The sequence below is a fragment of the Streptomyces sp. MUSC 14 genome (assembly GCF_001866675.1).
Classification (GTDB): Bacteria; Actinomycetota; Actinomycetes; order Streptomycetales; family Streptomycetaceae; genus Streptomyces.
In genome coordinates this window covers 15,783-27,600 of the sequence record NZ_MLYN01000006.1, presented here as the reverse complement: position 1 = coordinate 27,600, position 11,818 = coordinate 15,783, and the positions used below count along the sequence as shown (strand labels likewise).

Below are 11,818 nucleotides of genomic sequence, written 5' to 3'. Positions count from 1 at the left end.
AATGAGTGGGCGTGGAGCGGTGGTTCGCAGGGTTTGGGCTAGTTCGTGCCGCGGGCGAGCAGGTCGCTGATGCGCTCGAAGCTGATTCCTGTCGTCGCGACGGTGCGGTCACCCGCGACGAGGGCTGGGCCTCCGAGCCCGGTTCGACGTTCTTCCCGCAGCGTGGTGACCTTGGAGCGGGTCGCCTCGTCGGACAGGTTCTCGTGCACCCACCGGCGAAGGGTCGGGCCCTGACCGCCGAGTAGCCGAGGGGATTCCCACCCCTCGGCCCTCACAGATCCGTAGGTGACGATCTCTCGTCGTACGGCTCTTGTCGTTCTGGTCACTAGACGCGGGGAGCGTGTGTGGTCCAGGCCCACTGGGCGAAGAACCGGGTTCGCCGTGCTACGGCTTGGTTCCATGCCGACTGGGCTTTCTTCCTGCCCCGCAGCCGTTTGAACTTCTTGCGCATCCACCGCATCACGTAGGCGTTGACGCGTCCCATGAGGGGAGACAAGGCCGACTGGCAGAAGGCCCCGTAGTACACCATCCACCCGCGAATGACCGGGTTGATGAACCGTGCGAGGTCGCTTCGGTCGCGCCGACGACGCAACTGACCACCCTCGACGACCTCACAACGCACCTCGGCATCCCCAAACCGGAGATCAAGACGGCGAGTTACTGATCGGCATGCCCTTGAATACCCAGCCTTGGGGCATGGCCCGTACTGACGGTGGCCGGGCCGGTGTCTGGGTTGGCGTCGGAGCCGAACGTCCGCAGCAGTGCGGGCAGACCTGGCGTTGTGTCAGGCCAGGTTGGCGTTGTGGGTGAGGATCGCCACCTGGGTGCGGTTGGCGGCGTCGAGTTTGGTCATGATGCGGCCGATGTGGACTTTCACCGTGGACTGGCTCATATAGAGGTGGCGCGCGATCTCCGCGTTGCTCATGCCCTGGGCGACCGCCACTGCGACCTCGCGTTCACGTGGGGTGAGGGCCTCCAGCCGGGACCTCGCCGCCTGGGCGGGGGCGCGGGAGGAGAACTCGGTGAGCAGCTTGGTGGTGATCTTCGGCGAGAGCATTGCCTCGCCCTGCGCCAGGACGTGGACTGCGCGGGCGAGTTCGCGGGGTGGGGTGTCCTTGAGTAGAAAACCCGCCGCGCCGTTCTGCAGGGCGGTGTAGACGTACTCGTCGAGGTCGAAGGTGGTGAGGACGGCCACGGCCGGGGCTTCGGGCAGCGCGGTGATACGCCGGGTCACCTCCAGTCCGTCGACGCGCGGCATCTGGATGTCGGTGAGCACCACATCCGGGCGGTGGCAGGCGACGAGGTCCGTGACGGCCGATCCATCGCCGCTCTCGGCGACGACCTCGATCTCCGGATCCGCGTCCAGGATGAGCCGGATGCCTTCGCGCACCAGCTCCTCGTCATCCAGCAGAACCACCTTGACGCTCACGCCGCAACCTCATCCGTACCCAGGGGGAATACCGCCCGGACACGGTACCCGCCGTCGTCTGTCCGGCCCGTGCGCAGTGTTCCCCCGGCCAAAGTGACGCGCTCCCGCATACCGATCAGCCCGTAACCGGATCCCGGGACGGCGAAGGTGTGGCTGCCGGCCCCGCGCCGGTTGGTGACGGTGACCTCGAGTCGGTCCTCCGCCACGTCGAGCGTGACGCGTATCGCCGCGTGCGGGGCGTGCTTGGTGGCATTGGTCAGGGCCTCCTGGACCACGCGGTAGGCGGCCCGGCCCACGGCTCCGGAGACCTCCGGGAGCGGATCGGGGAGGTCTGCCCGGAGGTTCGCACCTCCCGCGGCGGCGTCGTCCACCAGCGTGGCGATGCCGTCCAGGGAGGGCGACCCTGAACCGGAGTCCATCGGCTGGTGGACCCTCAGCACCTTGAGCACCTCACGGAGTTCGGACAGAGCGCTGGCGCTGGTACGGCGGATCACCTCGGCAATCTGTGCCGTCCGATCGTCCGGAGCGCTCACCGACAGGCCGCCGGCCTGCAGGGAGATCACGCTGACCCGGTGCGCGACCACATCGTGCATCTCCCTTGCGATACGACGCCGTTCCGCCTCGACCGCGCGTTCGGCGAGCAGATCCCGCTCGCGTTCCGCCTGCTCGGCCCGGTCCTGCAGACTGGCCAGCAGTGCATCCCGCTGGAACACCCACAGTCCCAGCAGCACCGAGGCTGCCACGGCGAGCAGCGGTACGACCACGACGTACGCGAGCCGGTCCGAGCTTCCGGCAAGCGCCCGGTAGTAGCCGGGGATCATCGCGAGGCTGAGAAGTCCGCTCGCGATCCAGAGCCGCCGGCCCGGCCCCCAGCGCCGGGCCGCCGTGTACCCGGCGACGCAGGCCATCCAGCTCACCGCACCGGTAAAGGCCACCGTCACCGTCGCGGCGACCGCCAGCCACGGGAACCGCCTGCGCAGCAGCAGCGCCGGAGCACAGACAACGAGGGCACACATGGCGAGCAGCGCAGACGCCGCATGGTGTACGGATACGCCTTCCAGGACCATGACGGTGACCAGCACGTCGAAGCAGAGCGACCGGAACCGGCCGCCCCACCAGCCCAGCCACCTGCGGCGCCGGGTCGGGGCAGGGCCCGGCGACGCTCCCGGACTCTCCATGTGCTCGTCCCTTCCGGCCCGGCTTTCCTCTCCGATCAAACGTCCCGCCGGGAAAGGGCCAAGGCGCTTCCGGCCAGCAGCAGGGCCGTCAGTGCCACCAGCGGCAGGGCCTCGTAGCCGTGCTCGCCTGCCCCCGCTTCGGCCAGCCGCTTGGCCGCGGTGAACGGTACCACCCGTGGATCGAGGCGGAGGGCGGCCACCAGCAGCGGCTCCAGCACCGCCGGCCACAGCACGGCGATGCACAGCGCGGCAACGGCGCTTCTGGTCAGCCCGGCGACCGCCAGGCCCACCAGCCCGGTCAGCGTGACATACAGGACGGTAGCGCCCGCCGCTGCCAACGCCCGACCCGAGTCGGGCGAGGTCTGGCCGATGGTCAGCACGCCCAGGTAGTCCACTGCGGCGGCGACCCCGGCGGTCCCCGTGCCCACGGCGGCCACCACCAAGGCCTTCGCGGCCACGATCCGGGCCGGTGAGCGGAGGGTGAGCACCGTTGTGGCGATCGTCCGGTGGCGGTATTCCATACCGAAGGTGTTCACCCCGAGGGCCGCGATCAGCACCGCGGTGAGCGGGGGCATCAGGGACAGACCCTTGATGAACTGCTCGGTGCCGGTGGAGCCGACCCGGCTGTCGGCCAGGGCGAAACAGAGCTGGAGCAGGACCACAAGGCCGCTCAGCACCCAGGTCGACCGCAGGGTGCGCAATCCCGCCCAGGTGTAGCGGAGGGCCGGGAGGACGGGGCCCGGGGAGTTGGACACGCCGACGCTCATGCCGCCGCCTTCCTCTCAAGCTCGCGCCGCCTGGCGCTGTACTGGCCGGCCTCGGCGGTGGCGGCAAGGAATGCCTCTTCCAGACTGCTCTCGCGCGTGTGCAGCTCACGCACCCGTACTCCGGCACGGGCCGCGACCTCCGCCACCCGGTCGGCGTCCAGGCCGTCGACGACGACCGTGTCCGGTCCCTCCCGGCGCGCGGTCGCGCCCTCCGCGCCCAGTCCCGCCTGCAGGGCTTCCGCGTCTGATGTGCGCACGACCACCTCCGAGCGGGTGTACGCGGCGATGAACTCCCGTACCGGCCGGGCCGCGATCAGCCCGCCCCGACCGATCACCACCAAGTCGTCGGCGGTCAGGGCCATTTCGGACAGCAGATGAGAGGAGGCGAAGACGGTACGGCCCTCCTCGGCCAGGTCGCGCAGCAGGGCCCGGGTCCAGTGCACCCCCTCCGGGTCGAGGCCGTTCACCGGTTCGTCCAGAACGAGGTACTCGGGGTCGCCGAGCAGGGCGGTGGCCAGCCCCAGCCGCTGGCGCATGCCGAGGCTGAAGCCGCCGGCCCGGCGGCGGCGGACGCCGTCCAGGCCCACCAGCGACAGCACCTCCCGCACCCGCCGCTCGCCGATTCCCGCCCCGGACGCCACCATCCGCAGATGGTGATACGCGCTGCGGGCCGGATGCACCGACCCGGGATCGAGTAGCACTCCCACCGTGCCCACCGGGTCGGCCAGTTCACGATAGGTACGGCCGCCGAAGGTGGTCCGGCCCGCGCCGTGCTCCAGGCCGAGCATCAGCCTCATGGTGGTGGACTTACCAGCGCCGTTGGGGCCGAGGAACCCGGTGACGGCACCGGGCCGCGCGGTGAAGGAGAGGCCGTCGACGGCGACCGTCTCCCCGTAGCGCTTGCCGAGTCCCTGAACAGTGATCATCGCTCTCCTCACCAGAAAGCAGCGGACGCGGCGGGCGGATTGTCAGTACGCCCACCCCGACGAACCCCGCAAGCCTCCGCCGGCCCCGCGGGCCGCCGCGTCACGCGATCGGTCAGCCCGCCTACGACTTTCGTCCAACTGGGAGCAGCGGAAAAGGTGACGTCCCGCCGGGGCTGATCGCACAGCATGGAAGCAACCGGATCCACCCAGCGCCTCGGCGCAATCGGTTTCTCCTTGCCGCCCCGGGCGGGCGTCGGCGGCAACCGTGAGCAAGAGCCGAGTCGGCAGCCCGCTCGTTACCGGGAGTCCGGCCGTGCCACGGCATCGTCAACGCGACGACATAAGGTGTCAGAGCGCAACCGCATGCCGCGGCAGTCACACATACATAGCGAGACACTCCACAGAGAAGGACACGCTGTCGGCATGCACTCCATCGCCACGCTCGTAATGATTGTGCTGTTCGTCGCCTATTGCATCTTCATCGTCAGTGCGCTGCGGGGCGCAGTGACTTCGAGGCTGCAGTTGCTCGCCAAAGCAGTGTGGGTTGTAGTGATCTTCGCATTGCCGTTTGCGGGCAGCCTGCTCTGGCACCTAGTGGGCAAGAAGTCCGCACTGGTCTGAGTGGGCGTTCAGGCATGCTGCGTGTTGGTAACTCGCTTATGCCACCCACCCCTTTTGCACAGCTACATGCCGTAGGTGATTGTCTGCGCCTCCTCCGAGGTCGGCCTGTGCGCCCGTTTGGCTCGCTTCTATCGCTCGGAGTCCGTCTGATTTGGGTACATTACAGAAACGCCGGACCCGCGAGGAAGTAGATCATTCCGCGCGTGCGTGATCACGACGTGCCGTGAGCCAGGGCAATCCCTACCCAAGCGGCCTGTCCGACGCCCGATGGGCCCTGATCGAGCCGGCGTTGACGGCCTGGAGAAAAGCACGGCTCGACCGCAGGCCCGCCGGCCAGCCGGCCAAGGTCGACCTCCGCGACGTGTTCAACACGATTCTCTACGTCAACCGCACCGGAATCCCCCGGAAATACCTCCCGCTCGACTTCCCGAACCACGGCACCGTCTTCGCCTACTACGCCGCCTGGCGCGACGAGGGAAACCTCGCTCAGCTCAACTACGAACTGACCGTTTTAGGTCGCGTGAAGGAGGGCCGTAAGCCCCGCCGCCTGTGAATCCGCCCGCTCTCTGCGGTGGCGCAACTCGTCGATACCGGCCGACGCAGGATTCTCCGCCTCGCCCAGAACGGGCCCTTGACCGGCGAGATCACCGCCGCCCTCGGGAGGCTCGCGCTCCTGCCCAACCCAGGCTGACCAGCAACCTTCCACCGTCCCGACGACAACATCACCTGCCCCGGGCAGTGGAACCCGGCGCCCACCAGACGCGACTGCCGGACCGCCGGCCTGCCCATCATCAACTCGGGAATGCGAGAGGGCGCACCGACTTCGTCGGCGGACCCTCGCGAAAGATCGAGGTTAGGGTGATCAATGCTGACAACAATGTTGCAACGCGGAGACAGAGACAGTGCGGTTGCTTCCACGCTTCCGCCTCATGTGATTACTGAAGGGTTCCAGCTGTCATGTCTGACACCCATCTCGGCACCGACGTTCCGTCGAGCGATCCCGCAGCCGATCCCGTATACGCCTGGAACGACACCACCCGCCCTCTATCCTCGGCTACCTTGCCGGAATTGTTCACCGCCCAGGCAGCCCGCACCCCCGAGGCGGCTGCCCTGGTGTACGGAGAGACGAAGCTGACCTACGAGCAGCTTGATGCGCGCTGAGATCAGATCGCCCGCCACCTGACTGCCCAGGGTGTCGGTCCGGAGGCCCTGGTCGCGGTGATGATGGAACGCGGCATCGACCTCGTGCTCGCCCTGTTGGCTGTGTGGAAGGCCGGTGCGGCCTATCTGCCAATCGACCCGGTCATTCCCGCCGAGCGGATCGCCTACGTGCTCGATGACGCCGAACCCGTGATGGTGCTGGCCGCCTCGCACACGGTGGGACTGGTACCGGGAGGCGCTGCGGTCACGCTCATCGATGCCGCACCTGGCCGTGTCCCCGAGCGAACCGGTGGCCGGGCCGGGCCGGGCCGCCGGCGGGCACTAGCACCGGCGAACACGGCCTACGTGATCTACACCTCTGGTTCGACGGGCCGGCCCAAGGGCGTGGTGGTCTCGCATGGCGGTGCGGTGAACCTGGTTGCTGTTCACGAGCACTTCGCGGTGGACACCTCCAGCCGCGTGCTGCAATTCGCCTCGGCAGGCTTCGATGCGGCGGTCTGGGAGTTGCTGATGGCTTTATGCGCGGGTGCGTGCCTGGTCCTGGCCCCAGCCGAAAACCTGCTCGGCGCGCAGCTGCCGCGGCTGACAGCACGCCACGGGATCACGCATGCGAACCTCCCGCCGGCGGTGCTCTCTCTGATGGCACCCGAGGATCTCGGCACGGTCTCGACCCTCGTCTCCGCGGGTGAGGCGCTCGCCAGTGACCTGGCGGCCCACTGGGCCACGGGTCGATGCCTGATCAACGGCTACGGGCCGACCGAGACAACCGTGTGTGCGACCCTGTCAGATCCCCTGATCCCTGGCGAGGGCGTGAATATCGGCGGGCCCATTTCCAACACACGGGTGTTCGTGTTGGATGACGGGCTGCGGCCGCTCCCGGTATGGAGCGGACAGGACGACGTGGCGGTCGGTTCGCCGATCGCCGGACGCACCCGGGCCGAGCTCGAAGACCTACTGGAAAACCTGGAAAGGCACGGCGTGAGTACGAGCAGAGTCGCCCATTCCGGCGCATGCGCAACGGGAGAGTCGGTGTCGAGGCCCGTATCAGTCACCTCAAGCACAGCTTCGGCTTCCGTCGCGCACGCCTGCGCCGCCTGGCCGGCGCCCAGACCTGGGCCGGACTGGGGATCTTCGCCCACAACCTCCAGCGGATGACCGTCCTCAGCCCGTGAGGGACATGCCACCGACCGGCCCGCTGCACAGCACCATCCTGCAGCGCCGGCCCGGTCACCAGGCAAAACACTTTTTCAGGGGCAAGTAGCTAGTGCTGGCTTTGATCGCGAGCCCGTGCGCCGTCCAGGACCAAGTCGACCAGACGCGGAACCATGGTCTCCTCCAGCGGCTCGGCGGTGAGCAGGACCCGTGCCAGCAGGGGGCCCGCGATGGCTTCCACCAGCAGGTGTGGATCGGTGTCGGCCGCCAGTTCTCCTCGGTCGATGCCTCGCCGGACCAGGACTTCCGCGCGTTCGAGACGGACGCTCCAATAGGAGCGCCGTCCCTCTTCGAGGTCGTCCTCGCCGCGCACCGTGCCGAGGTGCAGCAGCGCGGTACCCGCGGGTGTCGCGAGGTATCGCGCCAGCGCTGTGAACAGTGCGGTCAGGTCTGTGGACACACGGCCTGTGTCGGGTGTCGGCAGGGCGTGATCGGAGTGGGTGGCCAGCGCGTCGAAGATGAGGTTCTCGCGGGTCTTCCAGCGCCGGTAGACGGAGGTCTCGTGGACCCCGGCCGCGCGCGCCACGGCGGCCACCGTGGTCGCGGTCAGGCCCTCGGATGTGAGCAGGTCGACGGTGGCGGCCAGCACCGCTTGCCGCATGCGTTCACCCCGGCGCCTGAGCGGCTGCGCCTCCTTCTCACCCGTCATGACACGTCAGCATATCGCAAGCCTCCTTGCGATACGGCGGCGCGAGGCGTACCTTCCAAAGCAAGTCGACTTGCAATATCTGTCGGTCGCTGACCGGAACGGAAGGACCCCGACATGGAGCTCATGCGCGCCGCGCGGCTGCACATCCCCTCACGCACCCTGACGATCGAAGACGTGCCCAGGCCCGTCCCCGGCCCCGGACAGGTGCTGGTCGAAGTCGGGGCCGCAGGCGTCTGCCTGTCCGACGTCCACCTCATCGACGGCACCCTCACCCCTGCCCACCTGCGGGAGGAGGCCGTCACCCTCGGACACGAGGTCGCGGGTACCATCACCGAGCTCGGACCGGACGTGACCGGCTGGACGACCGGGCAGCGGGTCGTACTGCAGGCCGGCGAAACCCGCGACGGCCTGGTCCTGACCCGCGGAGTCGACTACGACGGCGGCTGGGCCGAGTACGCCCTCGCCAGCGTGGACACCCTGTGCGAACTGCCCGACTCGATACCGTTCGAACAGGCGGCGATCATCCCGGACGCGGTCTCCACCCCCTGGGGCGCCATCACCACCACCGCCCGGATCCGGCCTGCGCAGGCCGTGGGCGTGTGGGGCATCGGCGGGCTCGGCGCCCATGCCGTCCAGCTGCTGCGAGCCGTCGGGGCCTACCCGATCATCGCCATGGACCCCTCCCCGGCCGCCCGCCGGCGCGCCCTGGACTTCGGCGCGGACCTGGCCCTGGACCCCGACGACCCGCAGCTGCGCGGGCAGGTCCTGGCCGCCACCGGCCATCGGGCCTTGGAGGCCGCCTTCGACTTCGCCGGTGCCCCCGCCGTCCGCGAGCAGGCCCTGACCGTCCTCGCGCCCAAGGGACGCCTGGTCCTGGTCGGACTGACCGACAAACCGCTGACCGTCGCCGACGGAACCCGGTTCAGCTATCTGCAACACCAGATCCTCGGCCACTACGGCTCCGCCCAGGACGCCGTTCCACAGCTGATCGCCCTGGCCGAAGGCGGCCGACTGGACTTCTCACGCTCCGTCACCGACGTACTGCCACTCACTGACGCCACCCAGGCCGTCCGACGCCTGCACACCAAAGAAGGCGACCCGATCCGGCTGATCCTGCGCCCCTGACACACCCCGAATCTCCCCCGCGTCCCTGGGGCGCACCCCAACGCCGAAAGGTCGCCTCCATGCCCGTGGACCCCTCGATCGCAGCCCTGCTCGACCAAGTCAACACTCACCCCGCTCCCCGGATCACCGCCACCCCACCGCAGACCCTGCGAGAGACGAACCGGCAGTTGTGCGCCACCGTCGCGCCGCCGGAGCCGATCCAGGTCGGGACAGTGGAGAACAGCATCGTTCCCGGACCCGCCGGGCCGATCCCCGTGCGTGTCTACCGCCCCGAAGCAGACGGCCCCGTCCCCACCGTCGTCTTCTTCCACGGCGGCGGCTGGCTCACCGGCGACCTCGACACCCACGACCACGTCACCCGACGGTTGTGCCGCGACGCGAACGCCGTGGTCGTAGCCGTCGACTACCGCCTGGCCCCCGAACACCCCTACCCCGCCGCCCACGACGACTGCCTCGCCGCGGCCCGCTGGACCGCCGACCACATGGACGACTACGGCGGCCACCGCGACCGCCTCGCCGTGGCCGGCGACAGCGCCGGAGGCAACCTGGCCGCCACCGTCGCCCTCACCTTCCGCGACGAGCACCGCCCACTCGCCGCCCAGCTCCTCCTCTACCCCGCCACCGACTTCATCGACGAATACCCCTCCCGCACCGAGAACGCGGTCGGTTACTCCCTCAGCACCCAGGACGTCCACGACCTGCAACACCTCTACGCCGGCGACGACCCCGACGTTCGCGGCTCCTCCCAGGTCTCGCCACTGCGCGCCAAGAACTTCACCGGCCTCGCACCCGCCGTCATCGGCACCGCCCAGTACGACCCACTACGCGACGAGGGCAACGCCTACGCCAAAGCACTCAGCAACGCCGGCGTCGACGTCTTCGCCCGCACCTACCCCGGACTGATCCATGGCTTCCTCAACCTCTTCGCCGTCTCGCACGCGGCCGACGCCGCAGTCACCGAGCTGTACACCCAACTCAAGCAGCGCCTCTGACGACCTCGCGGGCAGTTGACCATGGCTCGACGTACAGGTAGCCGGGAACTGTGCCCGGTAAGGGCTGGGGCGCGTGATTGTCGCGGAGTACCTGGTCACTGCTGTCGCCGGACGTGATCGGTGAACTCATCACTGAAGTGGGGCCGTTGCGGCACATGCGGCATCAGGCTCGCCTCGCGGCTCGACCGCGGCGCCGAGCTGTGGGAGCCGGCGTCAAGCACAGGGTTCGTCTTCGTCGACCGGTTGCTTGCCATGCTCGTGAATTTGCGCCCTGGCACCACTCATGACGTCCCGGCCTGCCGGTTCGGGGTGGACCGCTCCACCACGACCCGCGCCATGGGCGGAGTCCGGCCGCTGCTCGTGCAACGCGGCTGCACCATCGCGCCAAGCATCCCGCTGCGCAGCCTCGCCGACGTCATCGAGCCACGGAGCTTCACCCCCGAGGCTGCTATGTCGTGTCAAGCCGCTTGAGCAAGTTCTTCGACGTTGCCGAGCCGGTTCGGGTCGGTGTGCTCAAGGATCTTGAAGATCTGGCGGCAGATCACTCGCTTGAGGGCGCTGATGAGCCTGGACCCGACCGGCAAGGGCCGGCGCCGCTGGACGATGCACTGGAAGGCCCCGCTGTACGCCTTCCAGATCGCCTTCGAAGGACGCCTCACCCCCACCAGCCACTGACCGTCAACAACCAAGACCAGCCGTTGATTGGACAGACCCGCACCCGGGGTCGCGCTGCACGACCTTGACGTCGATGACCTGGTTCTTGAAGCCCTGGTCGACCAGGGCTTTGTGGACGGTGTCACCGGTGTGCTCGGCGACCTGGTCCAGCAGGACGATGCCCGCGGTGTTGTCGTGGACGTTCGCGGCAAGGACGACGACCGCGACGACCAGGCCGAGGACGTCCACGGCCACGCCGCGCTTGCGGCCCGGCACCCGCTTGGCCGGATCGTAGCCGGTCGTGGCGGTGGGGACCCCGACGGCCACGTGGACACCCTGGGTGTCCAGGACCACCAGGGGCGGGTCCTCTCATCGGTGGGCGCGTTCATGGACCTGGCAGCGCATGAGCTCATGGATGACCTGGTCGGTTCCGTCGTCCCGCCAGGCGGCGAAGTAGTAGTACGTCGCACTCTTCTGCAGCAGGTCGTGTGGGAGGTGGGCCTACTGGCAGCCGATCCGACCCTGGTGGCGGATCGCGTTCACGGTCTCCCGCATGTCGTAAGCGACCTGATGACCGCTGACCAAGCGATGCCGGTCCTTCCACGCGGTGATCACCGGCGCGTCCGGACAGCACCGCGCGGGCTGCGGCCTCCGCGTCGACGGCGTCAGTCTTGCCACGCCTGCGGCGCAGAGCGCGGTCAGGCTGATTGACTTCGACGACCTGGATGCTCTCCTGGCTCGGGAAGCGTGTCAGTGCCGCTCCGTAGAAGCCTGTGCATTCCACTCCTGCTCGACGCAGAACACCGAAAGTGCGTGCCCAGGAGAGCAGTTGACGGCAACCGGGAACTCCTGGTGGGCCAGGAGCGCCCCGAGCGCGGTGACTACCGCGGCGACGTGCACATCCTTGTGAGTGTCCACGCCCAGGATCACGTCCTCCGCCCGCGGTTCCTCAGACAGCGCGGGCAGGGTCGGCTGGGTCATGCCGGTATCGGTCACGCGGCTCCTCAATCGGCACGGGGCTGTGGCCGACGCCGGATCGGTGACCTGTCAGAACTGTGACGGCGCCTTATGCGGCAAGGCCCTTGTCGGGACAGGCTCATCGGT

At 68.7% G+C, this 11,818-nt stretch carries 13 protein-coding genes and 5 pseudogenes; 8 read left to right on the top strand and 10 right to left on the bottom strand.

Annotated elements, in window-relative coordinates:
• Window positions 1-38 precede the first annotated feature (38 nt).
• The 6 genes from BIV25_RS50725 to BIV25_RS01095 form a co-directional block, all read right to left on the bottom strand.
• Entirely contained in the window at window positions 39-209 is a 171-nt protein-coding gene (locus BIV25_RS50725) for a hypothetical protein (RefSeq protein ID WP_177235114.1), read from the bottom strand.
• A 116-nt stretch (window positions 210-325) separates the two neighbouring features.
• Window positions 326-529 (bottom strand): hypothetical protein, encoded by a 204-nt coding sequence (locus BIV25_RS46230; RefSeq protein ID WP_371272974.1) that lies wholly within the window; start codon window positions 527-529, stop codon window positions 326-328.
• A 255-nt stretch (window positions 530-784) separates the two neighbouring features.
• Window positions 785-1,429, bottom strand: coding sequence for a response regulator transcription factor (locus BIV25_RS01110; RefSeq protein ID WP_071370169.1), 645 nt, complete (start codon window positions 1,427-1,429; stop codon window positions 785-787).
• Window positions 1,426-2,607 carry a sensor histidine kinase gene (locus BIV25_RS01105; protein ID WP_071370168.1) on the bottom strand — a complete coding sequence of 394 codons (1,182 nt, stop codon included), beginning with the start codon at window positions 2,605-2,607 and terminating at the stop codon, window positions 1,426-1,428. Before BIV25_RS01105 ends, BIV25_RS01110 begins: the two co-directional genes overlap by 4 nt.
• A 35-nt stretch (window positions 2,608-2,642) precedes the next feature.
• Window positions 2,643-3,374, bottom strand: coding sequence for an ABC transporter permease (locus BIV25_RS01100; protein ID WP_071370167.1), 732 nt, complete (start codon window positions 3,372-3,374; stop codon window positions 2,643-2,645).
• Window positions 3,371-4,300, bottom strand: coding sequence for an ATP-binding cassette domain-containing protein (locus BIV25_RS01095; RefSeq protein WP_071370166.1), 930 nt, complete (start codon window positions 4,298-4,300; stop codon window positions 3,371-3,373). Before BIV25_RS01095 ends, BIV25_RS01100 begins: the two co-directional genes overlap by 4 nt.
• A gap of 423 nt (window positions 4,301-4,723) precedes the next feature.
• Here BIV25_RS01095 and BIV25_RS50720 point away from each other — a divergent pair, with 423 nt between their 5' ends.
• The 5 genes and pseudogenes from BIV25_RS50720 to BIV25_RS50195 form a co-directional block, all read left to right on the top strand.
• Complete coding sequence (locus BIV25_RS50720; RefSeq protein WP_079176360.1) at window positions 4,724-4,921, top strand: PLDc N-terminal domain-containing protein; 198 nt, start codon at window positions 4,724-4,726, stop codon at window positions 4,919-4,921.
• A gap of 223 nt (window positions 4,922-5,144) precedes the next feature.
• Window positions 5,145-5,462: pseudogene (locus BIV25_RS51980) on the top strand (transposase); the annotation flags it as partial.
• Window positions 5,463-5,878: 416 nt separating this feature from the next.
• Window positions 5,879-6,082 carry a hypothetical protein gene (locus BIV25_RS01080; protein ID WP_071370164.1) on the top strand — a complete coding sequence of 68 codons (204 nt, stop codon included), beginning with the start codon at window positions 5,879-5,881 and terminating at the stop codon, window positions 6,080-6,082.
• Between the two features lie 6 nt (window positions 6,083-6,088).
• Window positions 6,089-6,955, top strand: a pseudogene (locus tag BIV25_RS01075) (AMP-binding protein); the annotation flags it as partial.
• An 83-nt stretch (window positions 6,956-7,038) separates the two neighbouring features.
• A pseudogene (locus BIV25_RS50195) lies at window positions 7,039-7,254 on the top strand (transposase); the annotation flags it as partial.
• 89 nt (window positions 7,255-7,343) lie between these two features.
• Here the strand turns inward: BIV25_RS50195 and BIV25_RS01070 are convergent.
• On the bottom strand, window positions 7,344-7,943 hold the full coding sequence (locus tag BIV25_RS01070; RefSeq protein ID WP_107485845.1) for a TetR-like C-terminal domain-containing protein: 600 nt from the start codon (window positions 7,941-7,943) through the stop codon (window positions 7,344-7,346).
• Window positions 7,944-8,057: 114 nt separating this feature from the next.
• On the opposite strand from BIV25_RS01070, the gene BIV25_RS01065 reads away from it, so the two are divergent.
• The 3 genes from BIV25_RS01065 (at window position 8,058) to BIV25_RS49040 (ending at window position 10,531) form a co-directional block, all read left to right on the top strand.
• Window positions 8,058-9,068, top strand: coding sequence for a zinc-binding dehydrogenase (locus BIV25_RS01065; protein WP_071370162.1), 1,011 nt, complete (start codon window positions 8,058-8,060; stop codon window positions 9,066-9,068).
• 59 nt (window positions 9,069-9,127) lie between these two features.
• Window positions 9,128-10,060: an alpha/beta hydrolase gene (locus tag BIV25_RS01060; RefSeq protein WP_071370161.1), complete on the top strand. Its 933-nt coding sequence runs from the start codon at window positions 9,128-9,130 to the stop codon at window positions 10,058-10,060.
• 120 nt (window positions 10,061-10,180) lie between these two features.
• Complete coding sequence (locus BIV25_RS49040; protein WP_071370160.1) at window positions 10,181-10,531, top strand: transposase family protein; 351 nt, start codon at window positions 10,181-10,183, stop codon at window positions 10,529-10,531.
• Between the two features lie 249 nt (window positions 10,532-10,780).
• Here BIV25_RS49040 and BIV25_RS54165 read toward each other — a convergent pair.
• The 3 genes and pseudogenes from BIV25_RS54165 to BIV25_RS50705 all read right to left on the bottom strand — a co-directional run.
• Window positions 10,781-11,383: pseudogene (locus tag BIV25_RS54165) on the bottom strand (transposase); the annotation flags it as partial.
• A gap of 10 nt (window positions 11,384-11,393) precedes the next feature.
• Window positions 11,394-11,513: pseudogene (locus BIV25_RS54160) on the bottom strand (IS110 family transposase); the annotation flags it as partial.
• Window positions 11,465-11,710, bottom strand: a complete 246-nt coding sequence (locus BIV25_RS50705) for a hypothetical protein (protein ID WP_071370159.1) — start codon at window positions 11,708-11,710, stop codon at window positions 11,465-11,467. The gene BIV25_RS50705 and the pseudogene BIV25_RS54160, both read right to left, overlap by 49 nt.
• Window positions 11,711-11,818 lie beyond the last annotated feature (108 nt).

What these genes read in the sequence shown, in the direction of transcription:
- BIV25_RS01070 (WP_107485845.1), bottom strand. Translation starts at nt 7,943, where the DNA reads ATGACGGGTGAGAAGGAGGCGCAGCCGCTCAGGCGCCGGGGTGAACGC.
- BIV25_RS01065 (WP_071370162.1), top strand. Translation starts at nt 8,058, where the DNA reads ATGGAGCTCATGCGCGCCGCGCGGCTGCACATCCCCTCACGCACCCTG.
- BIV25_RS01060 (WP_071370161.1), top strand. Translation starts at nt 9,128, where the DNA reads ATGCCCGTGGACCCCTCGATCGCAGCCCTGCTCGACCAAGTCAACACT.
- BIV25_RS01105 (WP_071370168.1), bottom strand. Translation starts at nt 2,607, where the DNA reads ATGGAGAGTCCGGGAGCGTCGCCGGGCCCTGCCCCGACCCGGCGCCGC.
- BIV25_RS01100 (WP_071370167.1), bottom strand. Translation starts at nt 3,374, where the DNA reads ATGAGCGTCGGCGTGTCCAACTCCCCGGGCCCCGTCCTCCCGGCCCTC.
- BIV25_RS01080 (WP_071370164.1), top strand. Translation starts at nt 5,879, where the DNA reads ATGTCTGACACCCATCTCGGCACCGACGTTCCGTCGAGCGATCCCGCA.
- BIV25_RS50720 (WP_079176360.1), top strand. Translation starts at nt 4,724, where the DNA reads ATGCACTCCATCGCCACGCTCGTAATGATTGTGCTGTTCGTCGCCTAT.
- BIV25_RS01095 (WP_071370166.1), bottom strand. Translation starts at nt 4,300, where the DNA reads ATGATCACTGTTCAGGGACTCGGCAAGCGCTACGGGGAGACGGTCGCC.
- BIV25_RS46230 (WP_371272974.1), bottom strand. Translation starts at nt 529, where the DNA reads ATGGTGTACTACGGGGCCTTCTGCCAGTCGGCCTTGTCTCCCCTCATG.